Raw genomic sequence first — 22,905 nt, forward strand, 5'->3', positions numbered from 1 at the left:
AAGGAGATCCAAATATGACAGTAACTTCGATTATTGATCAAATCCATATTATTGAATACGACCCCTCTTACGCTGCCGCACTCGCGGATATGTGGAACCGTAGTAACGAAAGCTGGGGAGGTGGCACCAATCTTAGAACAGAGGAAACGGTTCGCCGGGAGATGGAGAGTTCGTCCAATCTTTATGCATTTCTAGCTGTTCATGAGAAAGAGGTTGTTGGCTTCTGCAGTTTTGCTCATTACCGCTATGACGAGAGAGCGCTATATGTACCTTTGCTTAACGTACGCCCCGACTATCACGGTTATAAGGTTGGACGCAACCTGATCCTGAATGCTGTGCGCAAGACCGTGGAGGCCGGATGGCCCCGCCTGGATCTGTTCACTTGGGCCGGGAATACAAAGGCTGTACCGATGTACAAGAAATGTGGATTCTTCTGGGAGAAAAAAGACGATAATGTGCATCTGATGAATTTCATCCCTACCATTTTGCAGACCGAAGCACTTGCTCCTTATTTTGAGGAGTTGGATTGGTATGCAGACAGCACGCGTGAACTCGTCATCGAGCCGGATGGCCGACGGGAACGTGGTTTTGATTTCTTTGACTACACGTGGAAAAAGGGAGATGTCTCCCTGCGGGCTGAATTTGAAAAGTCGGGTCGCGGGCTGACTGCCCTCGAAACACCGGATTACGAGATCTCAACAGAGGTCGACGATCATGATCTGGTATTCGGTTCCAGCTATAAGGTTCGCTATCGCATTAAGAACACTTCTGCGTCCGAACTGGCAGTTGAGATCAAGGGTGAGGATAACAAAAACATTCGATTTGCGCTGGACGTTGCACGAGCAGTGGCTCCGGGAGAAACCATCATCGTGGAAGGTGAGTTTCACCTTGATCCAATTACAGAGGAACAGAATAACAATAAGACCCATCCCGTTGTTGCCAGCATATGGTTGATCGGTGGTAAGAAAGCGGAGTTCAGGTTGGGTATCGCCCCGAAATTCCCGGCCAAGATCAAGACCGTCTTGCCTGTGAAGGAACTCTATCCAGGCATCCCGGCTGAGTTGGTTCTGAACGTGGAAAATAATGTGGATGCAGAAACGGAGTTCAGCTTGAACCTGCCTGAGGATGAATTCCTTGAATGGGCGGAGCGTTCGGTGCGCTTTACGGTGCCTGCCAAAGGCAAAGTGTCTGTGCCAGTGCCTTTCACCTTGTGTTCATATGGTCTCTATTCCCAAGAAGTAGAAGTGACGGCTGTCCCAGTGGGGAACCATGCGATCTCTTTTACAAGCAAAATTTCTGTCCTGATGAAGGGAATCGAAGGTAAGTATGGCGGGCAGATTGAGGATCAATGGGTGGCTGTTAACGGTGCATTCTCTATTCATATGAGCAAGCAAGATAATAACATGTGGATTGAATACCCGGGCTCCCGTCATTCGTTTTGGTGGACTTATCCGAAGCTGGGTAAGCCGTTTGCCGAAGAGTTATCCAAGAAACAAGCAAAAGAAGTGAATATTTATCCCGAAGGGGAACGTCAGGTTCTTGAAGCACTGTATGACTCGGAGAATTTCCCTGGCTTGCAGATCAAGTCGGTGGTCAAGCTGTCTGCGAATGGAGTCGCCGAATTCCACCACGAGGTTGAAAATACACGAGGTACCGCTTGGGAAGAAGACCTGTTTCTAATGAACAACTTTGGGTTCTATGGTAGCAGGTTAATCCTTCCTTATCAGGGGCGCTTCGTGGATATGGGGGATTCTTACGCTGGCGATCCGAGCCATTGGGACAGCGCCCAAATCACGGAGAACTGGCTGTTCTGTAAGGAGGAGTATGGTGCCAGCGGCATCTATTGGGACCCTTCTCTGAAGTTGCTTCGCCCGGAATACACGCTGGGGTTTCAGCATGAGCTTGGCCGTATTCCCGCAGGGACCGTTATGCGGACCAAGGCAACCGTATATGCTTTGAACACGTTTGCCAAGTGGCACGATTTCCGTGCGTTTGCCCGGAAACAGCGTAACCCGATCATACCGTTGCTGGACAGTCATCTGGATCTGACACTGAGTGAGGGGAATCCATTTGCCCCGGATGTACTACAAGCAACATTGACTGAACATAAACTGGTTTCGCTTGCGGGCAAGTTGGAGCTGTATGTACAGCAGGGTGGCAAACCGGAGGTTATGGCCAATGCTATGGCATTCAATCCGGAGCAGAATCTAAACTCCGCCAAGGTGACATTTTCACCAGACGAAGCGGACCGAGACCAGCACGTGAGTGGTTGGAAAGTTCGTGGGCTATACCGGGGCGAAGATCGGATTCAGGAGCGAACTGCCCTTTGGTTCCCGCAGAGCGGAACAGAGGTGAAGCAGAAGATTGAAGAAGGTTCATCTGGACCTTTGTATACCGTAAACAATGGAGTATTGTCGATCTCCGTTGCTCCTGAATTCGGGAGTGTAGTACACTCTCTGAAATATGCAGGAGAAGAATGGCTGGACAGCTCGTACCCTGAACCGGCTCCACGCTCGTGGTGGAATCCGTGGTACGGCGGACTGGGTGTGGGGGTTCCAGGCATGAATGGTTTCAGCCGCCAGTTGGAACAGAGAGCCGCTTCCTGGACAGAGCAGAAGGATCAATACGGCAACGTCTGGAAGGGTATAAAGCTGACCACCCGGATTGAGAAGCATGAAGCGAATCGGGGAATCACGATCCACCAGCATTATCTGATGCTGCCGGGTGTTCCTGTGCTATGCACGCTGCTTGCCGTGACCAACGAAAGCGGCCTGACGCTGACGGATTACTCGCTTGCGGAGGAGCGTTTCCTCCAGCCTTCATCTGTATTTACGGAAGGTTGGATAGAGCAACCGGGTAAAGATCGATTCCCGCTGGGCAAGGTGGATGTGGGCCTGCCACTTGAAGACCTTTTGCGATTAGGATCGGTTTCGCGTGAAAACATGCTGCATGCGGTCCATCGTTACCCGAATCAGAGTGCATGGGGGTTTGCCAATAATCAAGTGACGGGTCTGCACGTGAATCATCATCTGACAATTCATCAGGGAGAAACGGTCTGGACGGAGCCGACATATCTGGTTCTGGGACAGATTCCGCTGAGTTCAGCGGATGTGCATGACCTTCTCAAACTGAATTTTGCAACTTCTACCGATGAAAAGGAGGCTTCACATGCCGATCATTGATATTCACATTCATCTGTCGGACATCGACAGCTTTCACCGAACAGCGATTGATCTGTCCAAAGTGGATTACTCTGCCGCTGGTCTTAAAGCGGAGTTTGATAAGAACGACGTCATTCTGGGTATCGGAATGGGGGTTACGGAGCAGACGAAGGGAGCGTTCCCGGATTCCAGTTCCCCTAACCCGATGGGACTTGATCTGGAAGAGAAGGTCCCATCATTCCTCATGGAATGTGTGGGGATCAATCCCAATGCGCTAGATGGTAAAAACGCTCAGGACGAGCTTGATCGGATTGAAGCAAGACTGCAATCCCCTGAAGTAGCCGGAATCAAACTCTATGCCGGATACTATCATCACTATGTGTATGACAAAATTTACACTCCGGTCTATGAACTCGCAGCCAAGTACAACCTGCCTGTCGTGATTCATACGGGTGACACGTACTCCATGAATGGATTACTCAAATATTCGCATCCGTTGACGGTGGATGAATTAGCCTTGCAGCAGCGCGGTGTGAACTTCATGATCTGTCATTTGGGTGATCCCTGGGTGATGGATGCAGCTGAAGTGGTGGCGAAGAATCCTAACGTGTACGCGGATTTGTCTGGTCTTGTGGTGGGGGATCGGCCTCATTTTGAACGGTTCATGAACGAGCCTTTATTCATGGATCATTTCCGCCGGGCCTTGGTCTATTCGGATCATTACGAGAAAATGCTGTTTGGCACCGACTGGCCCCTTGCGCCCATCGATCTGTATGCCGAATTTGTCCGCCGACTTGTACCGGAACAGCATCATGATAAAGTGTTCTACGAGAATGCCTTTGGGCTGTTTCCGCGTATTGGACAGCGTATTGCGGAGCTTGGTTAAGCGGGAGAGTAACTGAAGTTTACGATGATATACGTTCCAGCTATATCTAAAATGTACCCTGTAGAGAGACGTTCTAAGAAGTCTTTCTACGGGGTATTTTGCTTGGAGTATCCTATACTTTTTACTGTGAGCAGTTAAAACTTACTTCAAATCACTATTGTAGTTTCCGAAACTCCTGCAGGTATGCAATCTTGAGCCCACTATCCTTTACATATACTCCAGTTTTCCTAAAATGCGATAGAAACAATAAATAAAACTAACATAAAATACATGTATTTCCATATAAATAAATATTTTTTTGAAAATGCTCTCTATACTGCTGAATTTATTGATATATACCGATATAAAGTTGATTCATACAATATTGAAAACAACATCGATGAAATGGAAGGTGGATTTATTGTTAATCGTGAAGGCGAAAGAGCGCATGCTCAACATGTCGTTCAGAGTCAAATTGCCGCTGATGATCAGTTTACTGGTAACCCTCGTATTGGCGGTAACTGCGGTATTATCTTACACTGTAGCAGCGGTCATTACTCTCGACAAAAGCAAAGATGAGATCAGAGCAACCTCCGACCGGATTGGTGCGGGGCTGTTTACCTCACTGAATCTGGAGGAGCAGTCTACGTTTCTGATTACGACACATCGCACATTCCGTGATTTGCTGGAGATTCGACATACGGCAGGACAGAGTGATGAGTTATTTTTTTCTGAAAATAGTGAATTGCTGGACAAGGCCAATGGGATATTGGCAGACAGCCTGACAGGAATGGAGGGCAACAGCGTTCTTATTTTGCTGGACCGAAAAGGCGTCGTTGTTGCAGCAAACAATCCTGAAGTGGTCGGGGGAGAACGCGCCAGTCGTACGTATTTCCAACAGGCGCTGCAAGGACAGAGTGTCATCAGCGAAGGTGTGATTTCCGAATCTCTGGGGACGCTGGGAACCGTCTTTGCCATGCCGATCTACAATGAGAATCAAGAAGTACAGGGCGTGCTCGCGTCTACTGCTTCTACCTCTTTCTTCGTCAATCAGCTTCAGAATATCAATATTAATGATGAGGGAAAAGTCCTCATTCTGGACCGTGTAGGTACGGTTATCTACGATTCAGCGGATGAGAAGATGGCAGGCCAGAAGATGGAGTCTGGCGAATACCAATCGTTGATTGATCTTGCTCCAAGCGCTGAACTGCAGCAGGGGGAAGTCAGCACGGATGAAAAAGTGGCGTATTATTCCAAAATCCCAAGGTCCGACTGGATCGTCATTGTTGAAGATAAACTAAGTGATGTGCAGAAGCCGTTACGTGCGATGGCGAAACAGATGTATATTGTTCTATTTAGTGCCATCGCGGTTTCCATCGTAGCGGGTATTTTGATTTCGTTGCTGGTGACCAAACCCATTACGAGATTGACTGTGCTGTTCAGACAGCTTGCGGGCGGGGATCTGACGGTGCAGGCGCAAGGTAAATATAGTGGGGAGTTCAAAAACCTGGCAGACAGTTTCAATACAATGGCAGCGGGCAACCAACAGTTGATCTCCAGCATGAATCATTCCATTGACGTTCTGAAAATAAGTACAACCGAGCTGGATCAGTCCACCCAGCAGACATCGACCTCCATTGCCGAAACAACGACAACGGCGTTTGAGATTTCACGAGCTATGGAATCCCAGGCGAACGATACAGAAGCGATTGTGGACAAATTCATGAACGTGGGCAACAAAATTGCGAACGTGAATGAGATGTCTCAGGCTGTGAAGCTCAAGGCAGATGAGATCACGGATGCATTTAAAAACAACTATGAGGTCATTGACGCACTGAATGCGGTGAATGTTCAGAATGAGACGGAAGTGAGCAAAATTTCCCAAATCACGGTTCAGTTAGCCGAGAGTTCCTCCGGTATTCACCAGATTACGGGCACCATTGCCGAGATTGCAAATCAGACAAAGCTGCTGGCCCTTAATGCCTCCATTGAAGCGGCACGAGCGGGCGAGCATGGTCGGGGCTTCTCCGTAGTAGCATCGGAGATTCGCAAGCTGGCGGAGCAGACCACGGCCCAGTCGGAGGGCATTAACCGAATTGTGATGCAGACGATTGAACATGTCGAACAGAATAACCGGAGTGTACAAGCTATTGAGGCGATTGCAATACAGAATAAGAGTAGCGTGGCTCAGACGAAGGAGACATTTAATTTTGTAACCCAAAATATGAATGAAATGATGAATCAGGTGCAGGCCATTGCCTCCGAGATTGAATCCATTGAACGTGATAAGGATGACGTCATTGGAGCTGCACAGAATCTGTCCGCTTCTGGTGAAGAGGTATCCGCCTCTGTTGAGGAAGTAACAGCAACAATGCAGGAACAGTCCGGCATGACGGAACATTTGACAGATATGGTGCAGAGAATCGATGAACTGACCAAACAACTTGCCGAGGAATCATCTCGCTTCAAAACGAAGTAGGATAGCAGCCCGAGTAGTACGAAGCAGCATATGTGGTCTGCATACACACACAGCGTAGAGTTGCTTGAGATTGCAGTTAAAGTTAAATGAATACGAAGAAACCCGCCTCTCGAAAGAGAACCGGGTTCCTCGACAATCGGAGCACCTGTACCCATCTATGGTACAGGTGCTCTTAGGTGATTTCCTACGCTCCCCGGACAGAGGGGGCATACGCCAGTACTTCCATTTCAATTAAATAAGGGCCTAACCCGCTAAATACCGTAATGCGTGCGGGATAGGGCTGCTTAATCATTCGCGCATACACTTCGTTGTATTCGGACTGATCCTCGACTCGGGCCAGATGAGTGGTTACCTTCACAATATGATCGAGTGTAAGTCCGGCTTCTTGCAGGATCACCTCAATATTACGAATGCACTGCTCAGTCTGCTCCTTAATGCCGCCAATGGGCTCAAGCGTCTGTGGATCAACGCCTACCTGACCTGCGACGTAGACCAAATCTCCTGCACGGACAGCATGGGAGAAAGGAAGCGGGAACTTGGGTGCTGCACTTGCATGTATGATGGTAGACATCGTAGCTGTCATTCCTTTCCTAATGAGTGTGTATGATTGGTGTTAACTGATGCCAGTTCGTAGCCTGCTGATAATGATGAGTGATGGACAACAAGCGGTCTTCTCGCATGAGTGGACCAGCAAGCTGCATGCCGATAGGCAATGGCTTCCCTGAGGTGGTATCAAACCCGATGGGTACGGTGATGGAAGGTAGTCCTGTATTGGTGAACGGTCCGTTAAAAATCGGGCTGCCTGTCTTGTAGCCATATGGGGCCACATACGGTGTTGATGGAGTCAATAACACATCTACTTCATCGAAAAGCATCATCATCTCGCTCCGGAATACTGTTCGGATGCGCTGTGCCTGCAAATAATCAACAGCACTCGTCTGGTAGCCGAGCTCAAGCTGCTCCCGCATCGTGTGGCCGTAACGATCAGAGGCTTCCGCGAAGCGTTTCTGATGGAAGGCGGCAGCTTCTGCCCGCATTACCGTACGATGAGCAGCAATTGTCTCTTCCATATAAGAAGGCAGGTTAACTTTCTTCCATTGCATTCTCAGCTTCTCAAGTATAGCAATTGCTGACTCCACCGCTAACAAGATCGCCGGTTCATCAGTCTGGAAGAAGTTGCTCGGTAGCCCGACCATCATTCCTGATATAGGATGCTCAAGAGCATTTGTTAAGTCTGGCTTGCCATAAGAAAGCGTGAAGGGGTCCAGTTCATCTTGCCCGGCCATCGCTTCAAGGACGATTGCGTTATCTTGGGCGGATCGAGTGAAGGCACCAATATGATCCATGCTCCAACTGGCTGTGATGACACCGTTACGGCTAACCCTGCCGTAAGTGGGTTTCATACAGGTTAATCCGTTGTAAGCTGCGGGTCTGAGCAGAGATCCAAAGGTCTGCGTTCCGAGTGTGAAGGAAGCCATGCCGGCCGCTACAGCAGCGGCGGAGCCTGAACTGGAACCGCCCGGGGTATGTTCTAAATTCCAGGGGTTGCGTGTTGGCGGTTCTCCTCCCTGGAAGGCATATTCCGTCGTTGTTGTCTTGCCGAGCAGGATAGCGCCTGCAGCCTGCAACTTATCAATCACTGTTGCATTCGTTCCGGGTACGAAGTCTGGAAAGGTACTTGATCCGGCCGAGGTGCGTATGCCAGCAGTATGGATAATGTCTTTGGCTCCATATGGAATGCCGTGCAGAGGACCGAGATATTCGCCATTCATCAGTTTTTGTTCAGACTCTCTTGCGGCCTGCAAAGCCTGTTCGGCGGTGACTGTAACGAAGGCTTGCACAGCAGGCTCTACTTTCTCAATGCGATTCAAATAGGATTTCGTAAGCTCGACAGGAGATATCAACTTATTTTTAATCAGTATTGCGGCTTCAGCAATCGTCAGCTCGTTAAGTGGTTTCGTAATCATCGCAGAGGCACGCTCCTATGCGGGGGATTGGGCCCTACTTCTTCTGGCAACTTGAAGCCTCGAATCAGCTTCAAGTCTGCTGTAAATAGGGCAAGCTCCTCGCTTGTAATAACTCCGTCCTCATATTTGGCGCTTTCTGTACGGCGGTGTGTGAGATAGTTGTCCTGGTTCAGAGTAATCACCCTTTCTCTCTCTATTTGGTGGTGAAGCTTGAATCGATAATGTCCTCGTAAGCGAGGTCTTCCTTCAGATTGCCGATGAAGCGCTGCATATCGATTGCGGTCTCGAATGCGGATTCATTGATAAGTCCCTCCGCAGGATATACCTTGCTGTCGATCATGCGTTGTACCGCTTGCTCCACGACGTTTTTGTCCAGATTCGGGAATTCCTTCACGGCAACTGCCTTTGCGCCTTCAGGATTCGATTGAATGTAGTCCAGGGCTTGCTCAATAGAGGTGACAAAGCGCTGAGTGAGATCAGGATTCTTTTCAATGAAGCTTGCGGTTGTATTCATCGTTGCAAAGGCAAAGTCAGGATAATCCTTCGTGAAATCATGGACAATATGCAGTCCCTCAGCAACGCCTTGATCCAGCTGCGGCTCGTAAACGATGGCAATATCGGCTTTGCCGGCTAATACAGCACCAAGCTCGGAGCCATTCTGAACCTCAGTGATCGTCACATCCTTGTCAATATCGATGTTATTGTCAGCGAATAGTTTCCGCAGTAAGCTGTTCGAGCTTGTAGGTGCCAAGCCCACAACGATGGTTTTACCTTTGAAATCCGCTGTCGAGTTCACGGTTACTCCTTCTCGCGCAACTGCCCATACTGGTGCACTGCCGGATAGAAGGACCAGTGAGCGAGCATCTCCGCCCTTTGCATTAGCAAATGCGACATGCTCAGGACCGTGGAAGGAGAACGCAGACTCGCCTGAGATCACCGAAGACAATGCTGTTGGGCCACTTCCGGCAGCACGGATGGAAGATAGCTCAATGCGATTCTCCTCTAGAAAACCTTGGTTGTTCGCTACATACAAGGGAAGGTAGAGCAGATTGTGATACACCTCGGAGACCATAATTTTGTCCACCTGCGTATTTGCTTGCCCCCCGCTATCAGATGCACCTGCACCACTCGCGGGTGTTGTGGCATTGCTTCCGCATGCACTGAGCAGTGTAGTCAATATAATCGTCATCGCTGTTAGAATAGCTATCTTTTTGAATGTACGCATTAGTCATCCGTCCCCTTTAATCGTTGTAGGTCAGCTATACAGATGTGGATTTGCTGCTGGTCTTGTTGTCATTCCATGGAAGGAGACGGGATTCGATATAACCGACACAGGTGTAGAGGAGCATGGCGACCAGCATTAGCATGAACACGCCAACCCATACGGCCGGAAGGTTGAACAGATTACCTTCGACGAATACCATGTGTCCAAGTCCTTTATCTGAAGAGATGAATTCTCCACCTACAACAGACACCAATGCCAAACCGATATTGATCCGAAAGGCCGAGATGATCCATGGCAGAGAGGAAGGAACGATAATTTTGCGGAAAATTTGTGATTTCTTTGCACCAAAGGATTTCATCAGATTAATCTGTGATTCGTCGATTTGATGAGTCGCTTGATAGGCGGATAATAGAGCTACGATAAATGTTGCTACGGAGGCCAGAGCAATCTTAGAGAAGATGCCTGAACCAAACCAGATGATAATCATAGGAGCGAGGGCAATCTTCGGGATGCCGTTCATCGCTACAATGAATGGATCGAGCACACGGGCAACGGACTTGGAATACCACATGAGCAGTCCTGCCAATGAGCCGATTAAGCTTCCGGCTACGAATCCGATAACGGTGGCATTCACCGTTGCAAACGCGTCTGTAAGCAGTTGCCCTGAGCTGGCCATGGTGATGGCGGCATCAAGAATGGCGTTTGGTGATCCCATGAGGAATCCGTTAACCAGCTTCAAACGAACGGCGGATTCCCAGATCACCAGGATGACCGCTACAATAATGAACCGCCACAGCATCGTCATCAGCCATTCTTTGGAGAAGGTGGACTGTCTGCGTTTGCTCTTGCTCTTCGTAACTCCAGCAGGCTTTCCGGCAAGGGTAACTTCAGGTGATGTGCTCTTCATTAGCTGATCCTCCCCATTTGGATATCAAGCTCTGACCAGATCGATTCAAAATACTGCTTGAACTTGTGGTCGGAGCGGGCTTTCAGTGCTGAACCATATTGCGAGGCGAGACCAATGTCATACACCTGTTTCACGGTTGTTGGTCGTTTACTCATAACGGCAATACGGTCGGAGATGGCGATGGCTTCCTCAATGTCATGCGTGATCAGGACGCCTGTTTTGCCCTCGGATTTCAGGATGGACAAGATCTCATCTTCCAGAATGAGTCTGGTCTGATAATCAAGTGCGGAGAAGGGTTCATCCAGTAATATAATATCGGGCTGGGTAACGAGGGTACGTATGAGGGCTACACGTTGGCGCATACCACCTGATAGTGTGGAGGGATAGGCTTCTGCGAATGAGGCCAGGCCATAACGATCCAGATAATCCATGGCAATATCGCCGCGATCCTTTTTGGACATGCCCTTCACTTCCAAGCCTAGCGTGACATTGTCCAGGATGCTTCTCCAAGGAAGTAACAGGTCCTTCTGCATCATATAACCGACATGCCCGGTGGTCTGATCGATCTCTTCGCCACAGACGATAACCTTGCCATTTGTTGGCTTGAGCAGACCCGCGATAATATTGAAGATCGTACTCTTTCCACAGCCGCTCGGTCCCACGATACTGAAGAACTCCTGCTTCTTGATTTGCATCGAAACCTCAGCGAGTACCTGAATATCTTCTCCGGTTGCACTGACAAATGATTTGGATACGCCTTGTATCTGTATAGCCATGATAGGTAGCCCCTTTCCTACAGCCTGATGGTAGTTCGTTTCTTGATGTGAATTGATGTTAATTAACATGACATTAATGAATATATTCCTAATCATATAGACTGTTTGCATCATTGTCATTAGTTACTCTGAACATAAAAATAGAATTAAATTAGTTAAAATGCACAAATGAAGATTGAACATGAATTGAATATGAAAAGAAAAATTAAAGAACGTGTCATTATACATGACATGTTCTCGGTTTAAGACGTATGATTAGCTTCACTAGGGGCTGGATTAACATTCAGAAGTGACTCAAGTGCGAAGGCGAGACGGAAGCGTAGACTTTCACTCGGATCCTTGATGTTCCTGCCGGTTAATTTTTCGCATTTCTCAAGCCTGTAGATGACGGTATTGCGATGTACGAACAGCTCTTTGGCTGTATCGACGATCTGGCAATGATTCTCATAGAAGGAGGACAAAGTTTTCATAAGCTCGTTGCGCTCGTTTGGATCTCGGTCGTTGAAGGGCTTAAAGGTTTCGTGATGGAACTGCAGCATCTCATCGTGGGGAATCATGCGCAGCAGACGGCTTATATCCATGGTTTGATAGGAATGAGCGAAGCGGGTCTTTCGCATCTGATAACCGGATTGGAGTGCCTTGACTGCTTCATTATAGGAGAGTCCAATATCCAATACATTGGTGTAGGAATTACCTATGCCGAAGGATAGGCTGAGCTGCGACTCTGTATACAGATTGATCGCCATCCGCTCAAGCTGCTGAACAACGGTGTGTTCGTCCCAAGACGATTCGGCCAAAAAAACGAGTATGCCGAACTGGTCGTTCTTAGTGAACATGACAAAGGAGAGATCCAATCTGGCGAATTCCTGTTTAATCAACTCGTAATTAGCGTCTCGTTCCGAGATGAACCGCTCTTCCCCGGAGGAAGCAGAGTTCTGCTTAGGTACGCCCGCTAAGGATTCATCCTTTTTGCCGATGATCAGAACGGAACTTCCTTTGGCTTGCAGCCCATATTTCTTGCCGCGATGCAGCGCTTCTTGTTCAGAACGAATGAAGCCTTGAATGAGATCGGAGAAATATTCATTTTTGTAACGGCGGGAGCGCTCCTTGACGGCTTGCTTCTTGGTTAACTCCAGACCGATCACATTGACCGCTTGCTCCAGTGCCAGAGTGGAGAGCTTAGAGCTTGCGGAACTGTCGTATAGTGCGATCAAATAGCCCTCGTGCCGATCCGTGAAGATGGGATGAAGCTCAGCATGTCGGTATTTATCAGCAGTAAGCAGGCAGATCGAGATTGCAGTATGGAAGGAAGGGTGCTCATCAATAAATGTCAGTAATGGCGCGGCGAGAGACTGGTCATCCATCTGTTGTGCATAGTGGGAGCTGGCCGTGATTTGCTTCTTCGAACCAAGCAGCAGCACAGGTGAGGATAGCAGTTGAGACAATGTATCCACGATGGATGGTATGCCTTTTCCCTGCATAACCATCGTGGAAAATTGCTTGTGAATAGATAAGGCGTAGTGTAGCTCATGGGTTTTGTTCTGAAGGATGGCACTGATCGAATGTTGAAATATTTCACCGAGTGTATTGTCTATCTTGGACAGTTCGATGATTGGGAAGCCCAGCTTGTCGGCCGTTTCAAGCAGTTGCGGAGATAATTCAAGAGAGAAACGCTGTGTCTTGACCGCGAGCGCTGCACAACCAATTGCATGCATGTCTGTAATGAATCCAAGATGAGCATCTGGGCGGTCTTTCAGGATATAACCGTTCGTCAGCAGCATATCTCCCGGCTTCAGGAATTGTACAATATCTGGTGCGTCCATAATATTAATCGATTGCACCAAGCGATCTAGTCCGCGATGTCCGGCAATAACCTTTGCTTTGGAGAGAATGGGGATAGTCAATAACTGTTGCAGATCCATCTTCAACCCACTCGCTTTCATAATGATATGTTATAAAATCTAACATTAAGTGAGGTGGGCGTAAAGAAGAGTTTGGATAAAGAGGCTAAAGGATAGATGAAAACAAATTTCTCATAAATATAAAAACTTTCCAATAATTCAATGCGTTATACTAAATAGATCTAAAGAAAATTTGATCACTATTACCAACTCTATCACTAAAAAGGAGTTCTCAATCCATGAAACGAAAAGGATTAGTATCGCTTTTACTTGCCAGTGTTGTTGCTGGTTCTATTCTATTAGCATCGACTACAACTGCGGAAAGAGTCGTAGCCCAAACTCCGATGGAAGCAGCAACGGAGTACTTTCAGGCTTAAATTGCTAGGGATGTAGAAGGAATGATGTTCTATTCTAAAGATACAAATTATTTGGATGAGAAAAGTCGTGAAGAAGGATATGTGAAGGATTTTAAAACCAATCCAACTACAGGGTATGAAATTGTGGAAACCAGACAAATCAACACGGATGAAGTTCAACTTTATGTGGTTCAAAAGTATGCAGGACAAGACTACGAACAGTCACCACCACTCCCGTATAAAATTTTCAAAAGCGAAAATGGATGGAAGGTTTTAGTAGAGCCACTAGAAATCAATACGGTGACAGGTGAAGTCACTAAAGGTACACCGATTCACGCTTTGCAGTATACAGATCATTAGTTGTGATTTTGAAAAGCGATTCCTAGAATAAATTTATTAGAAATTAAGCTTGGAAAGGCGGTGTAGCAATGCCAGCGACCTGGACATTTAGTGCAAACAAGAATAGACGTGCTCCCTTTTGAGAAATAATCTTAGACAAGGGGGATATTTGTATAATGAAAATTTCAGACCGACTATTAAGACAATATTTAGATCACGTTTATTGGATATGTGGCGGCCCTTGCGGCGGAAAGAGCACGATGACTAATTTACTTTCTTCAAAATGGGATATGAATTATTATTCCTCAGATGACCACACTTTCGATTATCAAAAAAAGGCTAATCCGCAGGATCATCCAGCAATTTTGCGACACTTCATTGATTGGGAATGGTTCTTTTTAGGGCGTGGGAACGATAGGAGTCACTGGTTAAATTCAGTGTTTGATGAAAGTGTTGAGTTTATTATTTTGGATTTGTTACAGATGGGGAAAGAGAAGCCAATCGTAGTAGATACTTTTATGGAACCTGCTTATCTAAGGGCGATTGTTAATCCCAACCGAGTTGTTTATATGTTTGCAGAAGATGATCTAATTCGAGCGGAGTATCTGGATCGCGATCATCTGGGGGGCATGGAGGATTTGTTCCCTAGTTTATCAGATCCACAACGTGCACGGGACGAAACATTAAACACGGTGGTTAAAGCATCGAATCATTACCAGCAACAAGCAGAGCAGTACCAATTAAAATGGTTTATGAGAACATCTCAGTCCAATAAAGATCAGATGTTATTGGAAGTTGAAAAGCATTTCGGTTTTCGATGATACTGGAGTAGCAAATGATATCAGTCGTCATTTGTTACACTAAAAGTATACGGTAGCTCAATAACCCCCAGAAAGTAGTCGATCAACCTGATCGGCTGCTTTTGTTCAGCTAATGGGCAGGTTAACTCAATGCCATCTTGCGAATTACAGGTGTAACTTTTATTGATTGATAGCGTTGTTAACAACGAGGAACTTCTTATAGGTTTTTAGAATAACTAATAAAACAATACGAGGAATGAAGTAATGAAGAAAAAGAGACTATTTTTTACTGTTGTATCATTAGCTTTAACAACAGCGACCGTAACTGCCTGTGATTCAACGAGTCCAAGTCAAGAGAATATGTCTAATCCAAAAACTGGTGTATTATCAAGAAAGTCCGAAAGTACAACACTTTCTAAGTCTTTAAGCGAACAAGAGAGCAAACCGTCCCACTTTATTGCTTCTGGAGGCGCAACGGTAAAGCAACCCTTTTCCGTAAATCCGGAATATGTACATATAAAACTGCTTATGAAAAACAATAGTAGCCATGAAGTTAATGTTAGTTTAACGCACTTAGATACTAGTGAAGTGTACTTCGCTAGAACGATTGCTCCCGGGGAATCTTTAGATTGGATAAATAGTAAAGAAGGTTTCACACAGGGGATGAGTACTGGAGACTACTTGCTTCAATGGAGTGGTGGCGGTTATCGGGTTGAGGGGGAACTATGGGGATCAGCTGGTTCAGACCCGGACGATACTGTTGATCTAACTTATTGAACTAACAGTAAACGATAGTCCAGGGGAATTAAGGAACAAATTGAGCAACCCTTTCTATACATCATTCGTTAGAGTATGAGAGAGGTGAGATCAAATTATTAAAATGAGTAATAACATCTTAATGTTGGTATTAGTGGTATCCATGACAATAGCTGGGTGTTCATCAACCGATAAAAATGAGGATAATGTTACTGAACGTGTAGTAACATCTGATTTCGTTCTCGAAGTAACAACACCAACTGTTTTAGGTACGGGTGAGACAATGAAAGTAAAAGGAACTTTAAAATATACAGGTATTAAACCAGTTGAAGTATCTCATGGAAAACCAATCATTCGTTTTTCCTTCTCCGGTAGTAACGAGGAGCGTAATTATGCGGATGTGGGATATTATACTGAGTTTAAGTCGGGTCAAGTGGTTGAGGTTGAAGATGAATTTAAGGTAACCAAAAAAGGAAAACAAAATCTCTTTGTGGATATGACCGCGGATATCTCTTTAACCATGAATCCAATTGAAATTGTTGTGAAGTAATTTTAGTAAAATTGAACTGACAGCAAACGTTAACTCAAATGAAATGTTTACAAGAATAGCGCCTAAATAACTCGTTCGAAATTGATAAAAAACCTCCCGTCCCGCATAACATCTGGGCTTGGGAGGTTTTGATTATAGTGCTAATTCAACGTTTATCGTACAAACCATCCAGTGGGCTGAGGGGCTACGTCTGCGGTATCTCGTAAATCATGGACTTTGACATTACTGCCATAGATCATGGAATCACTACTCAGTCGGAACGAAGGGAAACTGTGCTCGGATTGCAGACGCAGAGAGGGTTCAAAGTAAATCTGCTGCTGTTTGTTGATTACAAAGGGAAGCGACCCCGCTTCTACGGTAACATCATCGCTATCTGGTTCGTTCAAGATCAGAAGTACCGCAATTCCGTCACAACCGCATCCATCGGTATCATAAAACAATTTGAAATAGCCTGGTCGATCTCCCAGCTTTTCAGTAAGTCTTGCTTCTGCCAGCGGACTGACTTGAATGATCATGACGTCTTTCACACTCCTCTAATCTCCAATAAATTCGCTTACAATTTAATATATGGACCATAAACGCAGATTAGAAGGTGAAATAAAGAAAAGCAAACATGTCCTGTGAAAATATTGACGCTAATGCGTAATGCAACGAACAATTCACGTATGAATGTCATACCCGGAACTTCTACTAGTCCAGTGTGAAATCATTCGCCCGCCAATGAAACCCATTTCAACGCCATTCCTTATCTGGTATGATAAGCAGGGAAAATAGGGAAAATTAGAGAAAAAGGAAGGTTCCGCTATGACACCGATCACCATATACGACATCGCCAAGGAAGCAAATGTATCTGTAGCGACGGTCTCCCGGGTACTGAATGATACGGCACCTGTGCGTGCAAGCACCCGAGAGAAGATTATGTCCATCATTGAAAAACACCAGTTTCAGCCCAACGCGCAGGCGCGCAGTCTGATTAAGAAAGAGACGGGCACCATCGCCATCATCCTGCCGGACATTACGAATCCTTTCTTCCCGGAAGTGTTCTGGGGTGCGGAGAATGAGGCTCGCGGATTGGGGTATACCTTCTTTCTGTGCAATACCGCAGGCGACTACAACAGGGAATCTGAATATTTGTCCATCCTGCGAGAGAAGCGGGTAGACGGGATTATTTTTCTCGGCGGGCGAATCAACATGCAGGTCTGTCCGGATGACATGGCTCAGGAATTGATTGATATGGGCAAACGTATGCCAATCGTGCTGGTCAATGGCAATATTGCCAAAGGCGGGTTCCACCGGGTGTACACGGATGAAGGGGCAGGTGCAGCCCTTGCAGCTGAGCATCTGCTTGAACTGGGGCATCGCGATATCGCCTTTGTCGGCGGCCTGAAAGAGTTGTCCACCACCATGGTCAAGGTCAGAGCTGTGCAGAAGAAACTTCGCGAGCATGGACTCGAAATACCGAAAGAACGCCAACTGCTCGGCAGCTTCTCCATCGACGACGGCAAACGCGAGATGTCCAAACTGCTGGATCGTGACAATCCACCCACCGCAGTCCTCTGCGTCAATGACAACACAGCGATTGGTGCCATTAAATCAACGATTGAGCATGGACTCTCAATTCCGAAGGATATATCCATTGTAGGTTTTGATGATACGCCGCTCGCCAGTGCCGTTATACCGGAACTGACAACCGTATCTCAGAACACGTATCAGCTTGGCAAACAGGCTGTGGATGTGCTGCATGAGTTGATTAACCAAGGCAAACCGAAGAAGCAGATCATTCTGCAACCGGAGCTGATTGTGCGTCAAAGTACAGGACCTGCTGCAAGATAAAGGGCCTGTAATTGGAAAAGAAAGCGTTGACATTTCCTAGAAGGGTGAAATATAATGAGTGCGTGAATGAAACCCCTTTCATAAAATGGAACGGGTTTTATGTTTCAGCTTAATGAAACCCATTTCATGAAACGGGTTTCAGTGTAGTCATCCATTCATTATATCAAGGGGGCGTAACGTATGAGAAGAAGTTTAAAGGTCATTTCGTTATTGATGCTGGTCATGGTAATGGGTCTGACAGCCTGTAGCAGCGGGAGTAAAAACGGTTCTTCCGGCGAGTCCGGTGGCAAGGTTGATTTGAGCATGACAATCTGGGGCTCGGAGGATGAGAAGAAGATTTATCAGGAACGACTCGACATTGTGAAACAGACGTATCCCGATATTAATGTGAAGCTGAACGTGGTAGCAGGAGATTATGACCAGAAGGTACAGACCATGATCGCCGGGGGAACGGCGCCGGACATCATGATGATTGCCGAGAACTATCAGGCTTACGCCTCCAAGAATCAGATTATACCACTGGATGACATGATTCAGGCGAACAATGTGAACATGTCCGAGCGTTATTCCGATGATATTGCAAACCTGATGAAGTATGACGGCAAACAATTTGGTTTGCCGGATCGGGCAGGCGCAATGGTCCTCTTTTATAACAAAGATCTGTTCGACAAGGCTGGGGTGGAATATCCAACCAAAGATTGGACGCAGGACGATCTGATGGCGGCAGCTCAGAAGCTGACGGTGAAGGAGAACGGCAAGACGACTCAATGGGGTTACTACCCAGGCAGCTGGTGGCCGCAATGGATGCAGCTCATCTACCAGAACGGTGGCTCATTGTTCGATGAGAGTGGCAAACCAACCTTCAATACAGAGCCTGTGCGTAAAGCATTACAATTCATGAATGACTTGACCTTCACACACGGTGCGAGCCCAACACCAACCGAGATTGCCGACATGGGGAATATCGGAGCTGATCCGCTGTTCGCTCAAGGCAAGATCGCCATGGAAACGACAGGGTTCTGGAACATTGGTTCACTTGCCAAGGTGGAAGGCATTAATTGGGATATCTCTCCGGTATGGGGCGAAACGAACGCCTTCTTTAACGGGTTAACCATTACCAACGCTTCCAAACACAAGGAAGAAGCATTCAAAGTAATCGAAGCACTGACTACACCAGAAGCACAGATGCCAATGGTCAAAGCCGGTCAGGATGCTCCTGCAACCAAAGCGGGTCTGTCCAGTGATGAATTCCTCAATGCTGAATATGGCGGCAAAAAAATTAACATGGCTGCGTTCAGTGAATCGACGATCTATGCAGAACCGTTCAATCCACAATGGAACGAAATGATGAAGCTCATTAACGATAAGCTGGGTGTATACTTCAACAACAAAGCCTCGCTTGATGATACCGTAACCGAAATTCAGAGTGGACTGGAAAGACTCTACAAATAGAGGTTTTTTCTGAACATGCACAAATAGCAGCGACAGCAGAACAGGTGGAATCGGCGTGAATGCGGGTTCCATCTGCTCTCTGCGTCATGGGAGGGCTTAACGTGAGAAAAAAGGACGGGAAATGGTTCTACATCTTCATCTCGCCTTGGCTGATCGGGTTTCTGGGGCTGACCCTAGGTCCGATCCTGTTTTCCATCTATATGAGCTTCACGAATTGGGATCTGTTCCAGTCCCCTGAATTCATCGGTATCGACAATTACAAAACGTTACTGACCGATGATCCGATCTTCTGGAAATCCGTCGGCAATACATTCTTCTATGCGCTGATATCCATTCCGCTGGGCATGTCGATCTCGCTCTGGATTGCATATTACCTGAACAAAAAAATCAAAGGAATCACCTTCTTCCGTATTCTGTTCTATCTGCCTTCCGTTGTTCCGGTGGTTGCGAGTTCATTGCTCTTCATCCACTTGCTTGCGCCGACTGAAGGATTGATCAACCAGGCACTTGCGATCTTCGGTATTCAAGGTCCTGCCTGGCTTCTTGATCCGAACTGGGTTAAACCAGCATTGATTCTCATGTCCTTATGGGGTGTGGGTGGTGGCGTGGTATTGCTGCTTGCAGGGATGAAAGGTATTCCACAGGAGCTGTACGAGGCCGCTGCCATCGATGGGGCGAAAAGTACACAATCGTTCTTCCATATTACATTCCCGATGTTGACTCCCGTCATTTTCTTCAATCTCGTAACTGGCATGATCGGAGCGCTCCAGACCTTCGCGCAGGTATTCATCGTAACTGCCGGGGGACCTGACAATTCAAGTCAGATGGTTGTTCCCTATTTGTTCCAGAATGCGTTCCAATTCTACAAAATGGGATATGCATCGGCGATTGCCTGGGTATTATTCATCATCATCATGGTGTTGACACTCGTTGTATTCCGTTCATCGGCGCTATGGGTGCACTACGAGGAGGGAAAAGCCAATGAGTAATCCATCCACTGTGGAGAAGACGATATCCTATATTTTTCTGATTCTGGTCGGGGTGCTGCTTGCTTCGCCTTTCCTGTACATGATCTCCATTGCACTGGCAAGTGACGCAACAACTGTCAAATCAGCCTTTACCTTCGTTCCAATGGAGTTTCAATGGTCGAACTTTTATACCATCTTCACGAATAACAATCTTGGCACGTATCTCAAAAACTCGGTCATCATTACCGTCTTTACGATTGTCGGATCGGTATTATCAGCTTCGATCGTATCCTACGGCTTTGCCCGAATCAAGGCAAAAGGCAGCCGTTTCCTGTTTATTGTGTTGCTCAGTACGATGATGATTCCGGGTGAGGTGACGATGGTACCACAGTTCATCATCTTCCGTCACCTGGACTGGATTAATACATTCTATCCACTGATCGTACCGAGCTTCTTCGCCGGGGCGTTCAACGTATTCCTGATTCGGCAGTTCGTCATGAGTATTCCAAAATCACTGGATGAAGCCGCCATGATCGATGGTATGGGTCACCCGGGAATCTACTGGAAGATCATCATGCCACTGACTTATCCAATTTTGGCCGCTATTGCGATCTTCTCGTTCTCCTATAACTGGGGTAACTTCATGGGGCCGCTCATCTATATCAATGATCCGGAGAAAATGCCGCTGGCACTCGGTGTGCAGCTCTTGACTACAGTAGGTGGCGGACAGATGCCACCATGGAACCTTGTGATGATCGCTTCCCTGTTCCTCACTATTCCGATGGTGCTGGTATATCTGTTCGGACAACGTTATGTCTATGAAGCCAACATTAGCGGCGGAAGCAGCGGAATCAAGTAACCGAAGTGTCTGTAGTGATTGTATGTACTGAACCTGACGTTCAAGATCAACGGAATAATCAACGTACATGGAGAAAGGATTGTATAGCCCATGGCGCATAAAGAACAACGCAGCAGAGGCAAACGGAGTTACATCCTCATGGGTGTCGCTCTGATTGCTCTGCTGGCAGGAGGAGGAATTGTTATCAATCATTTTGCCAATGAATCATCCAAAACACTTGAGTTCCAAGGGGAACCGGTACGTCTGAAGCTGGATCAGTCCTATGATCATTTTGAAGGCTGGGGCACGTCACTTGCCTGGTGGGCCAACGATCTTGGCGGTTGGAAGGATCAGGCGAAGGTTAGTGAAGTGATGGATCTGGTCTTTGACCCGGAGAAAGGATTAGGTCTGAACATCGTTCGTTACAATATTGGGGGTGAGGAAAATCCAGAGATGAAAGCTCTTCGTCCCGGCGGGGATGTACCTGGCTTCCAACCTGAACCTGGAGAGTGGGACTGGGATGCTGATGCAGGCCAGCGGGCTGTATTACAAGGCTCGATGGAGCGTGGCGTGAACATTGCCGAAGCATTCTCCAATTCACCACCTTACTGGATGACGATCAGTGGATCCGTTACCGGAGCCGTGGATGGCAGCAATAATCTGCGTGACGACCAGTATGATGCATTTGCCGATTATCTGACCGAAGTCGTGAAGCATTATCGGGACGAGTGGGGGGTTACTTTCCGCACACTGAATCCGCTCAATGAACCCTCCTCCGACTGGTGGAAGAAGGGCAATATGCAGGAAGGCAGTCATTTTACCAATGAGAAACAAGCCGAGATCATCAAGAAAGTAGCTGCATCGTTGAAGAGTAAGGGACTGGATGGAACCGTCATTAGTGCCGCAGACGATAACAGCATTGATGAGACGGTGTTTAATTTCAACCTCTATGATCAGGACACGCTGGACGTGATCCAGCAGATCAATACCCACTCCTATAATGGTAGCAAAATGGAAGAGCTGCGCACGCTGGCAGAACGCCATGGCAAGAAGCTGTGGATGTCCGAGTACGGAACCGGCGGCAGCGAGCCGCACAGTCATGAGGATATGACCTCGGTGCAAGAGTTGGCGGAGCGAATCATGTTTGATCTGAAAATCATGCAGCCATCCGCCTGGGTATACTGGCAGGCCGTTGAAGATGAAGGCGCCAATAACAATTGGGGCTTCATTCACGCCAACTTTAACGGAGAAGAGCAGTACGAGATGACCAAACAGTATTATGGCATGGCCCAGTTCACAAAGTTCATTCGTCCAGGCGCGACGATTATTCCAACAGATGGTGGACGCACGCTGGCTGCCTATGACGCGGAACGTCAGAGAATGGTGCTGGTGATTCGTAACGAATTGTCAGCGGGAACAACGGCGTTTGAACTGGAAGGGTATACGTATGGAAAATCAGCCACCGCGCAGGTGTATCAGACTTCACCGGAACGGAACATGGAACAGCTTGAAGACATTCCGGTGTATGCCAACGGACTTGAAGTGCCTACGGCAGACAATTCCATCACAACGGTTGTACTGGAAGGCGTGACGTTGCAGGGAAACTGATAGCAGCACTCGGAAGGATTTTGTCATCGTAGTGCTGGTGTAGATTGTCTTTTAGTTCAACGGATTTTTCGCCTTATATTTTAAAAGAGTTACAGGACATATGAACCTATATAAATTGAACTAA

At 47.1% G+C, this 22,905-nt stretch carries 21 protein-coding genes; 13 read left to right on the forward strand and 8 right to left on the reverse strand.

Going from position 1 to position 22,905, the window contains the following annotated elements:
• The first annotated feature begins 14 nt into the window (after nucleotides 1–14).
• From D829_RS0101185 to D829_RS0101195, 3 genes are all read left to right on the forward strand, one after another.
• Nucleotides 15–3,182 (forward strand): GNAT family N-acetyltransferase, encoded by a 3,168-nt coding sequence (locus tag D829_RS0101185; protein WP_017687003.1) that lies wholly within the window; start codon nucleotides 15–17, stop codon nucleotides 3,180–3,182.
• Complete coding sequence (locus D829_RS0101190) at nucleotides 3,169–4,047, forward strand: TatD family hydrolase (RefSeq protein ID WP_017687004.1); 879 nt, start codon at nucleotides 3,169–3,171, stop codon at nucleotides 4,045–4,047. The genes D829_RS0101185 and D829_RS0101190 overlap by 14 nt, the downstream gene beginning before the upstream one ends.
• 409 nt (nucleotides 4,048–4,456) lie before the next feature.
• A complete protein-coding gene (locus D829_RS0101195) occupies nucleotides 4,457–6,505 on the forward strand; it encodes a methyl-accepting chemotaxis protein (RefSeq protein WP_241230723.1) in 2,049 nt (682 codons plus the stop codon).
• Between the two features lie 184 nt (nucleotides 6,506–6,689).
• Here the strand turns inward: D829_RS0101195 and D829_RS0101200 are convergent, their stop codons facing one another.
• The 7 genes from D829_RS0101200 to D829_RS30185 form a co-directional block, all read right to left on the reverse strand.
• Nucleotides 6,690–7,076, reverse strand: coding sequence for a Rid family hydrolase (locus D829_RS0101200; RefSeq protein ID WP_017687006.1), 387 nt, complete (start codon nucleotides 7,074–7,076; stop codon nucleotides 6,690–6,692).
• 19 nt (nucleotides 7,077–7,095) lie between these two features.
• Nucleotides 7,096–8,472: an amidase gene (locus tag D829_RS0101205; protein ID WP_017687007.1), complete on the reverse strand. Its 1,377-nt coding sequence runs from the start codon at nucleotides 8,470–8,472 to the stop codon at nucleotides 7,096–7,098.
• Nucleotides 8,469–8,654, reverse strand: coding sequence for a hypothetical protein (locus D829_RS0101210; RefSeq protein WP_017687008.1), 186 nt, complete (start codon nucleotides 8,652–8,654; stop codon nucleotides 8,469–8,471). The genes D829_RS0101205 and D829_RS0101210 overlap by 4 nt, the downstream gene beginning before the upstream one ends.
• Nucleotides 8,655–8,665: 11 nt before the next feature.
• On the reverse strand, nucleotides 8,666–9,697 hold the full coding sequence (locus tag D829_RS0101215; protein WP_017687009.1) for an ABC transporter substrate-binding protein: 1,032 nt from the start codon (nucleotides 9,695–9,697) through the stop codon (nucleotides 8,666–8,668).
• 34 nt (nucleotides 9,698–9,731) lie between these two features.
• Complete coding sequence (locus D829_RS0101220) at nucleotides 9,732–10,604, reverse strand: ABC transporter permease (protein WP_017687010.1); 873 nt, start codon at nucleotides 10,602–10,604, stop codon at nucleotides 9,732–9,734.
• Nucleotides 10,604–11,380, reverse strand: a complete 777-nt coding sequence (locus D829_RS0101225) for an ABC transporter ATP-binding protein (protein ID WP_017687011.1) — start codon at nucleotides 11,378–11,380, stop codon at nucleotides 10,604–10,606. The genes D829_RS0101220 and D829_RS0101225 overlap by 1 nt, the downstream gene beginning before the upstream one ends.
• Before the next feature lie 242 nt (nucleotides 11,381–11,622).
• Nucleotides 11,623–13,302, reverse strand: coding sequence for a PucR family transcriptional regulator (locus tag D829_RS30185; RefSeq protein ID WP_017687012.1), 1,680 nt, complete (start codon nucleotides 13,300–13,302; stop codon nucleotides 11,623–11,625).
• A gap of 218 nt (nucleotides 13,303–13,520) precedes the next feature.
• On the opposite strand from D829_RS30185, the gene D829_RS33600 reads away from it, so the two are divergent.
• The 5 genes from D829_RS33600 to D829_RS0101255 all read left to right on the forward strand — a co-directional run bounded on the left by D829_RS33600 (nucleotide 13,521) and on the right by D829_RS0101255 (nucleotide 16,082).
• On the forward strand, nucleotides 13,521–13,658 hold the full coding sequence (locus D829_RS33600) for a hypothetical protein (protein ID WP_017687013.1): 138 nt from the start codon (nucleotides 13,521–13,523) through the stop codon (nucleotides 13,656–13,658).
• A gap of 21 nt (nucleotides 13,659–13,679) precedes the next feature.
• The gene (locus tag D829_RS0101240; RefSeq protein WP_017687014.1) at nucleotides 13,680–13,997 is read left to right on the forward strand and encodes a hypothetical protein; all 318 of its coding nucleotides are present in this window, start codon (nucleotides 13,680–13,682) and stop codon (nucleotides 13,995–13,997) included.
• Nucleotides 13,998–14,152: 155 nt separating this feature from the next.
• The gene (locus D829_RS0101245; protein WP_017687015.1) at nucleotides 14,153–14,797 is read left to right on the forward strand and encodes a hypothetical protein; all 645 of its coding nucleotides are present in this window, start codon (nucleotides 14,153–14,155) and stop codon (nucleotides 14,795–14,797) included.
• 243 nt (nucleotides 14,798–15,040) lie between these two features.
• Complete coding sequence (locus D829_RS32280; protein WP_017687016.1) at nucleotides 15,041–15,553, forward strand: hypothetical protein; 513 nt, start codon at nucleotides 15,041–15,043, stop codon at nucleotides 15,551–15,553.
• Between the two features lie 103 nt (nucleotides 15,554–15,656).
• Nucleotides 15,657–16,082, forward strand: coding sequence for a hypothetical protein (locus D829_RS0101255; RefSeq protein ID WP_152416920.1), 426 nt, complete (start codon nucleotides 15,657–15,659; stop codon nucleotides 16,080–16,082).
• A 152-nt stretch (nucleotides 16,083–16,234) separates the two neighbouring features.
• Here D829_RS0101255 and D829_RS0101260 read toward each other — a convergent pair whose 3' ends face one another.
• A complete protein-coding gene (locus tag D829_RS0101260) occupies nucleotides 16,235–16,597 on the reverse strand; it encodes an iron-sulfur cluster biosynthesis family protein (protein WP_017687018.1) in 363 nt (120 codons plus the stop codon).
• 289 nt (nucleotides 16,598–16,886) lie between these two features.
• Between D829_RS0101260 and D829_RS0101265 the strand changes: the two genes are divergently transcribed.
• The 5 genes from D829_RS0101265 to D829_RS0101285 all read left to right on the forward strand — a co-directional run bounded on the left by D829_RS0101265 (nucleotide 16,887) and on the right by D829_RS0101285 (nucleotide 22,781).
• Entirely contained in the window at nucleotides 16,887–17,915 is a 1,029-nt protein-coding gene (locus D829_RS0101265) for a LacI family DNA-binding transcriptional regulator (protein WP_017687019.1), read from the forward strand.
• A gap of 180 nt (nucleotides 17,916–18,095) precedes the next feature.
• Nucleotides 18,096–19,367: a sugar ABC transporter substrate-binding protein gene (locus tag D829_RS0101270; RefSeq protein WP_017687020.1), complete on the forward strand. Its 1,272-nt coding sequence runs from the start codon at nucleotides 18,096–18,098 to the stop codon at nucleotides 19,365–19,367.
• 101 nt (nucleotides 19,368–19,468) lie between these two features.
• On the forward strand, nucleotides 19,469–20,356 hold the full coding sequence (locus D829_RS0101275) for a sugar ABC transporter permease (protein WP_017687021.1): 888 nt from the start codon (nucleotides 19,469–19,471) through the stop codon (nucleotides 20,354–20,356).
• Entirely contained in the window at nucleotides 20,349–21,194 is an 846-nt protein-coding gene (locus tag D829_RS0101280; protein ID WP_017687022.1) for a carbohydrate ABC transporter permease, read from the forward strand. The genes D829_RS0101275 and D829_RS0101280 overlap by 8 nt, the downstream gene beginning before the upstream one ends.
• A gap of 90 nt (nucleotides 21,195–21,284) precedes the next feature.
• Nucleotides 21,285–22,781 carry a glycoside hydrolase gene (locus D829_RS0101285; protein WP_017687023.1) on the forward strand — a complete coding sequence of 499 codons (1,497 nt, stop codon included), beginning with the start codon at nucleotides 21,285–21,287 and terminating at the stop codon, nucleotides 22,779–22,781.
• The last annotated feature ends 124 nt before the right edge of the window (nucleotides 22,782–22,905 follow it).

It is taken from the genome of Paenibacillus sp. PAMC 26794 (assembly GCF_000316035.1).
Classification (GTDB): Bacteria; Bacillota; Bacilli; order Paenibacillales; family Paenibacillaceae; genus Paenibacillus.